The sequence below is a fragment of the Thioclava arctica genome (genome assembly GCF_040892615.1).
GTDB classification, from domain to species: domain Bacteria; phylum Pseudomonadota; class Alphaproteobacteria; order Rhodobacterales; family Rhodobacteraceae; genus Thioclava; species Thioclava arctica.
Map to the genome: position 1 here is coordinate 1 of NZ_JBFRYC010000015.1, position 10,664 is coordinate 10,664.

The window sequence follows — 10,664 nt, forward strand, 5'->3', positions numbered from 1 at the left end:
ATCAGCTTGTCCAGGGTCAGGTCAGAAACTGCACGTCGCAGGCGCTCGTTCTCTTTCTGTAGCCGCTTTAGCTCTTTGAGTTGTTCCGTGCCCATTCCACCGTACTTCTTCTTCCAGCGGTAATAGGTTTGTTCAGTCACGCTGATCTGACGGATCGCGTCAATCCGGGGCATGCCTTGCCCCATCAGCACCTCAACCTGCCGTAACTTCACGACAATCTCTTCGGGCTTGGGTCTCTTAATCGCCATTCTTGGTCCTCCGCTTTCCTAACTATAAGGGCGGACCACTTCAAAGGGGGAGGCTCAAGCCGATGTCGTGTGGCTCGGCGCTCGAACCGTTTGGCCGATCAGCAGGCGCCTTGAGCGCGCAGATCGCGTCGGACGTGACCCCGAAGGATGCCGGGGCCGCGATTGCGGTGCGTCAGGATGAACTGGTCCTCTCTCCCGCACATTCCTTTCCAGCATGTCAGATCTGCCGTGGGGTTGCGTCAAATCTCAAGCCGCGACACGCGCCAGTCGCCGGTGTAGCCACGCCGCAGATGCGCCGCCACCATCTGAACCCGCTCTGTGGCCAGCCGCGCGGGGTATCGAGGAGCACCAATTCCGCGATGCCGTATCCGTGCTCAGCCAAATCCCGCAGCCGCGCCTTGGTGGTGATATTCACGATCGGCACCAGCCAGACGATATGCTCGCAGAGCGTCATCGCATGGCGGGTGAAACTGCGGATCTTCGACCAGGGCGGATTCGTCCTGATCCAGTCGACCGGATCGCTCCACGCAAGAAAATCCCGACCCAGCGCCAGCTCGCACCAAGAGCGTTCGACATGATCGGGATACTGGTCGTAAAACGCGCCCGCGCCCCTTGCCGGGTCGAGCACATGCCCGGACATCCGGTCTGCGAAATGTGCGATGATCCTGGCCGCCAGATCAGGGGGCGTCATCACCAAGTCGCGGGCGGGATCGTTCGTTGCCGGGACCAGCCCGGGCTTTGTTGGTGCTGACTCCGGGCGAAGAGCCTGACGGATCCCGAGGATCGAAAGAACACGCAGCAACGTCTCGACCCTGCCGGTCAGGTCGCGCTCAAGCGCGATGATTGTCGGGCGCGAGCAACCGATCTTTTCCGCCAGCGCGCGCTGGCTGAGCCCGCGCATCCGCCGACGCCGCGCAAGGTCCGGCCCGGCATCCGTGTCACGGAGCCAAGACCACCGGAGCTGCAGGTAGGGCAGGGTGCGCGACAGCGACCCGATGCTGCCTTTGCCCTGTTCGAGATTACGCAGTGTCGGGATGCTGATCCCCGCCGCGCTGGCCACGCTCGCTTGGGTCAAGGAAAGGTTGCGGCGACGATCCCGCAGGAGAGGGAGTGCAGGAATGATAAACTATCTTTGCTTTTTAAGCGGGCATGATGGAAAGATTATTTTACTTGTGGCAAAGAGATGTGACGTCGTCAATTGCCGACCCTGCGGGATCAACGCGAAAAGTTAAGACGAGATGAACACCAGTGGCCAGCTGATATCGAATGGCCGCGTCGGATGCAGCGTGAGGCGGTTTGGTGCCAAACGTCACCAAGACTGCACTCGGCCCAGAGCCGACCTTCGTCGGTCGCAGGATACGCCGCACTGGAGCCCGCCATTACGGACATTGGGCGGTGAGCACAGCGTGTCCATAAGCAGGATAGCTGGCTTTGACGATTAGCGAGTCGGGAGCCTAAGTCCCGATGATGTTCCGGAATATCTTGGAATGATGTGGGCGGACCGGTAAGGCTTGATCCTGCTCTCGCTTCTGGAATGACAAATGACAAGAAGTCCCACGTTCGGCATCATCCTTGCACTTTTTGGTGCGCTGGTGATCACGCCTGACACTCTTCTTATGCGGTGGTCGGAGATGAATGGCTCCCAGATGGTGGCTTGGCGCGGGCTCCTCATGGGCTCGGCAATGCTCCTGGCTTGGCTGATCTTCCGACGGCGGCACCTTCAAAGCGATCTGCGTGCCATTGCCTGCGGGGCGGGGCTTCTAGTCGTGCTTTGCCAAGCCTGCAACGCCTCGCTCTTCGCGATCGGCATCGCGGTGGCGCCAGTGTCGGTCGTGTTATTCAGCGTAGCGACCGTGCCGATCTTTGCTGCGCTACTGTCCCGGATGTTGCTGGGAGAGACGGCGCATTGGACAACCTGGATTGCGACTGCGGCAGTGCTGGCCGGCATCGGCGTCGCAGTTTTCGGGACCGCGCCCGCGCAGACCACCGGCAGCCCGCTACTTGGCGCCCTAACAGGGCTGGGCGTTGCGATGTGTCTCGCGCTCAGTTTCGTCACCATCCGAGCCAATGCGCAATTGCCAATCCTGCTGGTGGTGGGGGGCGGAGCCACGCTGGCCGGCCTCGCAGGTCTTGCCTGGACGGGAACGAGCGCGATGATTGAAGGTCACGTCTGGGCGATTGCCCTTGCGGGTGGTCTTGTGCTGCCAGTGTCGTTCTTCTCGCTATCGCTTGCATCGCGCTATACGCACCCGTCGAACGTGGGTCTGCTGATGCTACTCGAAACCGTTCTCGGCCCGATTTGGATTTGGGCCGGAACCGCCGTTGCTCCGACGCCCGCGATGCTTAGCGGTGGGACAATCGTAATTGTCAGTCTAGCGCTCTATCTTTGGCATACTGGACAGCGCCAAGTCCGAGCGCGCCAATCGGTGCCAACGCCTGACAATACAGTTTAGAGCTAACTCCCAATGTCTTTCTGCAATGCAGTATCGGTCAGCTTTGCGGGATGAGTTCAAAGCAAACATGCGGCGGCGCGGTGCTCGAATTTTCACTTTCTGCGCTTCGCTGACGTTTGTGCTCGACCCTGCGAATGACTGGTATCCGCCGCTGTGTGAAGGGGGCCTCCCGGCCCTTTGCTGCGATTTAACCTGCAGCCTTTTGCTACGGTGCGGCATCATAAAGGCGGTGTTTTAAGTCATTGCCATGGAGCAGTATTCTTACGGAAGTCGGGTTGTGTCTTGAATCTGGTTGAAATTCTCTGGCGGCGTTCTCCGAGCATGTGGATTTGGGCCTGATCAGGCCGCGAGGTCAAGGCTGATTGGGTGATGGGCTGAGCCAAGGTTTCCCAGCCATCGACCTTTCGCATCTGGATTTGGCCCGATGCCATCAGCGCCCAGAGTAGCATCGACACGGTTTCGGCGCAGGACAGCACGGTCTGGGTCTTGATGCGACGGCGGAATTCCTCGTTCAGACGCTCTATGGCGTTTGTCGTCCTGGCCGATTTCCACTGCGATGGGTCCAGGCGCGTGAAGGTGAACAGCCGATCCCCGGCCTCGTCCAGGCTGTAGGCGACCGCGCGACATTTCAGGTGCCGCTTGCGCAAGAATGCTTTGCGCCGCCTCTTGTCCGTCGTCAGATAATTTGGGACGCTTGGGCGCTTTTCGGATTGGAGGCTCTGGTCCATCCTTGATTGACGTTACCTTGCAGGCTACAAGCCCGGCTTCAACACGGGGATGTTCAGGAATGCCCCTGGTTCGCAGCCGGACGTCAAGTATTCGGGGCAGAAGGAGCCGTCTTGATTGGTGCTACCGGTGGGGGGGCGAGCCCAAGGACCGGAACGCGAATTGTATCAAGGACCACATCCTCCGGGCGAAACTGAAAGACCACCTGGCGCACACGGCGCCTAATTCCGCGTCTGAACTTCGCGCGGCGCGTCACGCTCATGCCACCATGCGAAACTACCTGAATCCGAGCAGGCCATGAAAGCAAGCGCACACCGGCAACCGAACTGTAGCTCACATCATTGATATGGGTGATTGACAAGACAGGCGAGCGGGCCAGTTCCGTATCCGGATATTCAGGAAGTCCCAGCTTGAACTCGCCGGGGTCGAGAAGTGATGGATCACGTCCGATCTCCATCATCCGATTGAACCCACGCCAAATATAGCGGGCAACCCAGCCACTCCCCGCTTTCCCTGAGCGTCCAGGGCTCCGGGTGAATCTGTTTTTGAGGGCAACCAGGACAAAAAGCAATATTAAGAAAACAAAAACCACCGTGAGAGTTATAGCCACCACTCGGATCACATCCCAAATCAACAGCATGCCACTGCTCAAAGATTCGTACCAAACATGATCTACCAGTATGATGATAAAAACGGCGACCGCCGCCTTCGTACGAACGACACCGACTTGACGAAGAGGTGACCCCCTTCCACTTCCGCCGGGGCCAAGCGCTTGGCTCTCGAATATCCTCTCTATATCTTCAGCGGCCCGATCGAACCGCGCGAGAAGATACTTCTCTGGAATCTTCTGCCTGAGTCCCCGCAGGTAGTCCGCAAACGGCCCCAGTATGAAGATCCGTGCGCTTGAATCGCTCATCTTTGAGCTGATGAAATCGGCAACCTCATCACGGAACTCGGGCTTGATCGGGTAGATCAGGGAGTCTCTGATCGGGCTGAAAATGCGCACCTTTCCCGGCACGAAGGCAGGGCCCACCAACCTGATGATTGATAAATAAACCATTGTTGCAGCCAGCATTCCTACAAGCGCAGGAAACTGCATCTCCTCCGAGATATCGATTGGAAACAAAAGGAAGGCGATCCAACCGAGAATATCGATCGGGACTGCCAGGGCAGCAGTCACATCGCCAAGAAAATTCAGGACCTTAGTCAGCCCCTCAATGTTGAAATCGAGCCACTTCGCCACGTCCCCCCATATTTCGAGCTTTGAGAGGGCTATGAAAAGAGAGTACCCCAAAGTCGCCACCCCCCAGTTCTCGAAAGCAAAGGCGGCAGTACGGCGTATTGGATCTGGTCGGTCTGACATTTCACGTCTCGACGTCCGGCTGCAAAGAGTGCTCCTCGGGAAATCTCCCCACATCCGAAGCATGGTTCATCCTGAACATCAGAATGCGGCAACTTTTCCAGTCTGGCAAGGATGCCCGAACGACAAAGGCAGGCTGTGAAGCATGGCGCCTCTTCGCGCCGAAAAGAGGGCGAGTATTGGGATGGCATATCGCATCTGAATGTCCGCTCCTGCTGAAGCCTCTCATCTGGTTCGCGCGTGCGGCGAACTTCCGAAATCCGCCTAACCATCGCCCCTTCGCGACCGGTCAAAAACCGACATTTTGGGTGGAGACCAACACCGCTACGCGGCCTCACCAAACCGGTCATTCGTGCATCGCGCAGCATCTTTGAACACCGCGAGACCTTTCAGCGACGTTTCCTGACCTTCGCTGCGATTGCCAAGATGACGATACCCAGTGTTGAGGGTCAATATTTGCAATTGTAAAACAATTGCTTGCGCCTTGTCGCGGGCGCCCCTCAGATTACTCAAACTTATGTCGCAAGCCACCGTCATCAGCTGTTTTTGTCGGCCCGGCCACCGGGCACGCTGAAGAGCGGTTCAATTTTTTGCACGGGAGGTTGCATCGCCGACAAGGCGCTCAAATCGTGCCTATGATTGCCCCCAATAGGCACCTTCGTCTATCACGGGGGCGCCTGATCATTGGGAAACGTCGCAGGATCGATGGCACCGAAAGACTACCCGATCCCTCTGAATTTATATGCTCCACTGGTGTCTTCTCCGCGGACATAGCCGACAGCTAACGAGATTGGCGCATACCGGGATACTGCAAAACCGTCCGACGAACATTGCCGTTTCAGCTTTGACGAAACTCCGCTAGGCTCCCGCCATGCAGGCTGAATTAACACAGATTTTTGCCCTGTTGGGGGTGGTGTTCGCGCTTCTTGTCTGGGGCCGCATTCGATACGATCTTGTTGCCTTTGGCGCTTTGATCACGGCGGCGACGCTTGGGCTGGTGCCAACCGAGGATATGCCAAGAACCGCTACATGCGCGAAGCCGAGCGTCACTATCAGGTGCTGAATGATCACCTGAAGGGCCGCGAATTCATCGTGGGTGACAACTATTCCATCGCTGACATTTCTGCATGGGGCTGGGCCATCCGCGGCGAGCGTGTGCTGGGCGGCGAAGGTCTGGAGCGGTTTCCAGAAGTCGCGCGCTGGTTCAAGGTAATCAACGCACGCCCCGCCGTTGAAAAAGCGCAGCAGATTAGCAAGGGCGAGACCTTCAAAACGCCCGGTGATGAAGCCTCGCTTCGCGCCCTGTTCCCCAGCAACTACGTGAACGCATGACATTTGCCCGCCCCAAGCCAAGACTTTTGGGGCGGGCCTTTGGACAGTGCGATCGCTTGGCAAGGTCCGCAGCGCTGCATTGATCGCGTCACCGACCCTACCTTGCTGGCCGATGGATCATTGGCGAACTCCGGCTCTTGAGCGCTTCAATGGAGGTCGGCCAGTTCCTAGTTTTGCAGATTTGGGGGTGTCGCTCTGCTGATGCTGTCCGGCATCCACTCTGTTTTTGCGCGATGAACCCCCTCAGAGCGGCTGCAGTAGGCCCGCATAAGGCGCTGTATTCGCAAGATTAATTCCCTATCGAGATCACTCCAGAAGAGCCGGTATGGGCCCGGATTTGTGCTCTTTTTGGCGCCACTCAATCAGCGGAAAGGACTCAAATAATCGTGATTGGCGGCTGGTTGCTGATCGTGAGCGTCATTGTTAGCGTCTGCCGCAATCGTTGAGCGTGACTTTGAGCAGGCCCCCTTGGGGCCCTTTTTCGGCGATAGAGCGACTACATCCTGAGCGGGTGATATGCGCTGCCAGGATGGTTTGGTCACATCACGCACTGGTCGAACGCTGCTTGAACGATCTCCAACCTCACCAAGAGAGGACTTTACATGCGGAAGACAACACTCCTTGCGGTTGCCGGGGCAACCGTCATGATCACCGGGTTTGCTGCCCAAACCAGAACCGCTCGTGCTGCCGATAAATGTGGTGATATCTCGATCGCCCAGATGAACTGGGCTGCCGCCGAAGTTACCACCAATATCGCGAAATTCATGCTTGATCAGGGCTATAGCTGCAATGTCAGCCTGATCAAGTCCGACACCATTCCCGCGATTACCTCGATCGCAGAAAACGGTCGTCCCGATGTCGTCACCAACCTGTGGCTGAACTCGGCGGGCGACGCCTACAAGAAGCTTGAAAACGAAGGCAAGATCAAACGGGTTGCCAAGACGCTCGAGCCCGGTGGCGTCGAAGGCTGGTGGATCCCGACCTATCTTGCCAAGGAGCACCCCGAGTTGACCACCATCAAAGGTGTGATGGAGCACCCCGAATGGGTCGGCAACCGCTTTAATAACTGTCCCGATGGCTGGGGCTGCCGTGTGGTTAGCGACAACCTGATCAACGCGCTCAACCTCGAAGGCTCGGGAATCAAGGTCTTCAATCACGGGTCGGGCCAGACGCTGGCCTCCTCGATCGCATCGGCCTATGCCGACAAGAAGCCGTGGTTTGGCTATTATTGGGGTCCGACCGTCGTCATGGGCAACTATGACATGACCCGCGTCAAGCTGGGCGATTACGACAAGGCCAAGTTCGACAATCTGCAAAACAAGGACACCAAGAACCCGCAGGTTTCGGATTTCCCGGCGGCAACCGTGCTGACCTCGGTCACCACGCAATTCGCCAAGGATCACCCCGCCGAGACCGAGTTCTTCTCGAAGATGAGCTTCAAGACCGACACCATGTCGCAGCTTCTGGCATGGCAGGACAAGAACAAGGCATCGGCCGAGCAAACGGCGGTCCACTTCATTCAGGCCTATCCCGATACATGGAAAAACTGGCTGTCCGCGGACGCCCAGAAAAAGCTTTCCAAGCTGATCGGCGGATGATCAAGCTGGCGCCCAGCGCGCCTTTCACGGACGGGGTCGATCGCGACCCCGTCCTTTTTCGATCAAACGTGCAATAAATGATAGGCGGGACCGCTGGCGCGGCCCGGAAAACGAATGGCAGCTTATGAGAACATCTTCAACGCCGTTGGCCTGAAGGACTGGTGCTCAGCCGGGGGCGATGGCGGCGGCATGATGTCGATGGCCGACCTGATCGCGAAATCCGATGGCACGAGCACGCAAGGCCCTACGCTCTGGAACTGGCCCTTTCCCTCGCTTGATGCCTTGCACAAGGCCTGCGCTGCGGTCCCGCCCTCGCGCGAAGTGACGCAAGGTCTCGAAGACGGCTTTCTGGCAATACGAAGCGGGTTGCGCGCGATTGTCGATCCGCTGACCCAGCCGCTGAGCTGGGCCTTGAACGACATGCTCTGGATCATGACCAACACGCCTTGGTGGATCATGGTGCCGGTGCTGATGCTGATCAGTTGGCTGGTCACACGGTCGTGGCGGCTGGTGGTCTTCGTGATGGCCTCGATCGCGCTGCTCGCCTTCATCAACCATTACGCCGCGGCGATGGAGACGCTGGCCATTATCTTTGTCTGCGCCTTCATATGCGTGCTGTTCGGGGTGCCCATAGGCATTGCGATGTCACGCAGCGATCGATTACAGCGCATCGTGATCCCGATCCTCGACATGCTGCAAACCTTGCCGCCCTTCGTCTATCTGATCCCGCTGATCTTCCTGTTCTCGGTTACAGAGCCCAAGCTCTATGGCATCGCGATCATCCTTTACGCTATCGTGCCGGTCGTTCGTCTGACCGATCTCGGGATCCGGCTGGTAGATCCTGATGTCATCGAAGCGGCCGATGCGTTTGGCATGACCAAGCGGCAAAAGCTTTTTGGCGTGCAGATCCCGCTGGCGCTGCCCAATATCATGGCCGGTGTGAACCAGACGATCATGATGAGCCTTGCAATGGTGGTGATCGCCTCGCTCGTCTCTGCGCCGGGTCTGGGTGTGCTTGTGCTGCGCGGCATCCGTTCGCTGGAATTGGGCGTTGGCCTTGTTGCTGGTTTTGGCATCGTCATTCTCGCGATCCTGCTGGACCGCGTGACGAAAGCGGCGCTGGCGCGCATCGACACCAGCAAGAGCGGAAAGTGAGGAGACAAGCATGACGAAAGATATCAAGGTTTCCATCCGTCACCTCTACAAGATTTTCGGAAGTGATCCGCTGACGGCGCTGGAAGACGTCAAGGCGGGCATGGGCAAGCCGGAATTACTTGAGAAACACAACCATGTGCTGGGGCTCAACGACATCAATGTCGACATGAAAGAAGGTGAGATCACCGTTATCATGGGTCTGTCAGGTTCGGGCAAGTCGACGCTGATCCGCCACCTCAACCGGCTAATCGAACCCACAGCCGGCAAGGTGTTGGTGAACGGTGAGAATATCCTCGGCTACAACGAGGCGCAGCTCCGCAAGCTGCGGCGCGAGAACATGTCGATGGTGTTCCAGAAATTTGCCCTGCTGCCGCATCGCACCGTGGCCGAGAACACCGCGATGGCGCTGGCCACGCGCGGCATCGGGGCCTCGGAATATACCTCCGAGGCCGAGAAATGGCTCGCGCGCGTGGGGCTTGGGGGCTACGGCGACCACCATCCGCACCAGCTTTCGGGTGGTATGCAGCAGCGCGTGGGGATCGCCCGGGCGTTGGCGTCGAACTCTGATATCATGCTGATGGACGAGGCGTTTTCGGCGCTTGATCCGCTGATCCGCACGGATATGCAGGATCTGCTGCTCGAACTGCAGGCAGAGTTGCACAAGACGATCATCTTCATCACCCACGATCTGGACGAGGCCCTCAAGCTTGCCGATCATCTGGTGATCCTGAATGACGGGCGTGTGGTGCAGCAAGGCGAGCCGCAGGATATCCTGCTCAATCCAGCCGATCCCTATATCGAGGACTTCGTGGCCGACATCAATCGTGCGCGGGTTCTGCGCGTGCGCTCGGTGATGGAGAAGGGCGCACCCGAGGGCGAGATGTCAGGGGATATCGATCTCAACGACAACCTCGAGAGCGTGATTGCCAAATCGCAAGGTGCGCTTGACCGCCGCTACCGCGTACTGCGCGATGGTGCGGCGGTGGGCAGCCTCACGATGCCCTCGATCGTGCGCGCGCTGGTGCCCGCGCAGTCCTCGGGCGAGACCGCCAAACGCTGAGAGAGAAGGGCGAGGGGGGCGCTGGAGTTACAGGGCAGGGTAGTACTGACATACTTGCGCGCGGGATGCACCCGCGCTGTCTGGGGCCATAGGCTCGAGCAACTCAACCTCTCGCCCGCTCTGAGTGGTAAACGCTATCTCCTTTGAGCTGGACATCCACAACCGTGCGGGCGGGACCGGCTGGTCACTGGACGTTGTCTCAGAAGATGAAACGTTCAGTGTCCGGAACGATCTATTTGACGACGACGATTCCTGAGAAATGCACGCACGATCAAACCGTGGGCTCAAATATCTGGGGTGTCTTACCTCTGTTCGGCTTTGATGATGTAACCGCCCCCCCGACGGCATCTGTGTGCCAAGGTGGGTCACCGGCGGCATCCGGGCCGTGGAATTCACCTCAAGCGGGGAGGGCCCCCTCTCGTGGTTTGCTGGCAAACCACTGCTGGGTGGCGAATGCGTGGGGCATTGTTGCAGAAGTAGCCACTTAAAGGATTCACCTTGCGAATCTGGTAGGTTAAGAGGCTTGTCATGAGCAAGCCTGACCCTGTCCACTACCGCACTACGAACTGGAAATCCTACAACGAAGCGCTGAAGCGGCGCGGGTCGCTGCTGATCTGGCTCGACAAGGACATGGTGTGGCTGGCGCCCAAGGCGGGCCCGCATCTCATTCTCCCCAAAGGAACCGGTCATGACCCATTACTCTCTCCCCATCTCTCTTTCTTCCAAAGAACC

Annotated in this window: 8 protein-coding genes and 2 pseudogenes; 6 read left to right on the forward strand and 4 right to left on the reverse strand. The window is 58.3% G+C overall.

Annotated features, from left to right (window positions below; all coding sequences use genetic code 11):
* Together AB4874_RS17205 and AB4874_RS17210 are read right to left on the reverse strand one after the other, a co-directional pair.
* On the reverse strand, positions 1 to 248 hold a 248-nt coding region (locus AB4874_RS17205; RefSeq protein ID WP_368392899.1), incomplete at its 3' end, for a transposase.
* Positions 249 to 465: 217 nt separating this feature from the next.
* Positions 466 to 1,323, reverse strand: coding sequence for a helix-turn-helix transcriptional regulator (locus AB4874_RS17210; RefSeq protein ID WP_368392900.1), 858 nt, complete (start codon positions 1,321 to 1,323; stop codon positions 466 to 468).
* Between the two features lie 466 nt (positions 1,324 to 1,789).
* Here AB4874_RS17210 and AB4874_RS17215 point away from each other — a divergent pair, with 466 nt between their 5' ends.
* Positions 1,790 to 2,701, forward strand: coding sequence for a DMT family transporter (locus AB4874_RS17215; protein WP_368392901.1), 912 nt, complete (start codon positions 1,790 to 1,792; stop codon positions 2,699 to 2,701).
* A 339-nt stretch (positions 2,702 to 3,040) separates the two neighbouring features.
* On the opposite strand, the pseudogene AB4874_RS17220 reads toward AB4874_RS17215, so the two are convergent.
* Positions 3,041 to 3,369: pseudogene (locus AB4874_RS17220) on the reverse strand (transposase); the annotation flags it as partial.
* A gap of 143 nt (positions 3,370 to 3,512) precedes the next feature.
* Entirely contained in the window at positions 3,513 to 4,670 is a 1,158-nt protein-coding gene (locus AB4874_RS17225) for a hypothetical protein (RefSeq protein ID WP_368392902.1), read from the reverse strand.
* 1,146 nt (positions 4,671 to 5,816) lie between these two features.
* On the opposite strand from AB4874_RS17225, the gene AB4874_RS17230 reads away from it, so the two are divergent.
* The 5 genes and pseudogenes from AB4874_RS17230 to AB4874_RS17250 form a co-directional block, all read left to right on the forward strand.
* On the forward strand, positions 5,817 to 6,119 hold the full coding sequence (locus AB4874_RS17230; RefSeq protein WP_368392903.1) for a glutathione binding-like protein: 303 nt from the start codon (positions 5,817 to 5,819) through the stop codon (positions 6,117 to 6,119).
* A gap of 602 nt (positions 6,120 to 6,721) precedes the next feature.
* The gene (locus tag AB4874_RS17235) at positions 6,722 to 7,717 is read left to right on the forward strand and encodes an ABC transporter substrate-binding protein (protein ID WP_368392904.1); all 996 of its coding nucleotides are present in this window, start codon (positions 6,722 to 6,724) and stop codon (positions 7,715 to 7,717) included.
* A 114-nt stretch (positions 7,718 to 7,831) separates the two neighbouring features.
* Positions 7,832 to 8,872 carry an ABC transporter permease gene (locus AB4874_RS17240; RefSeq protein ID WP_368392905.1) on the forward strand — a complete coding sequence of 347 codons (1,041 nt, stop codon included), beginning with the start codon at positions 7,832 to 7,834 and terminating at the stop codon, positions 8,870 to 8,872.
* A gap of 10 nt (positions 8,873 to 8,882) precedes the next feature.
* On the forward strand, positions 8,883 to 9,932 hold the full coding sequence (locus AB4874_RS17245) for a quaternary amine ABC transporter ATP-binding protein (protein ID WP_368392906.1): 1,050 nt from the start codon (positions 8,883 to 8,885) through the stop codon (positions 9,930 to 9,932).
* Between the two features lie 528 nt (positions 9,933 to 10,460).
* Positions 10,461 to 10,589, forward strand: a pseudogene (locus AB4874_RS17250) (IS5/IS1182 family transposase); the annotation flags it as partial.
* Positions 10,590 to 10,664: the final 75 nt, after the last annotated feature.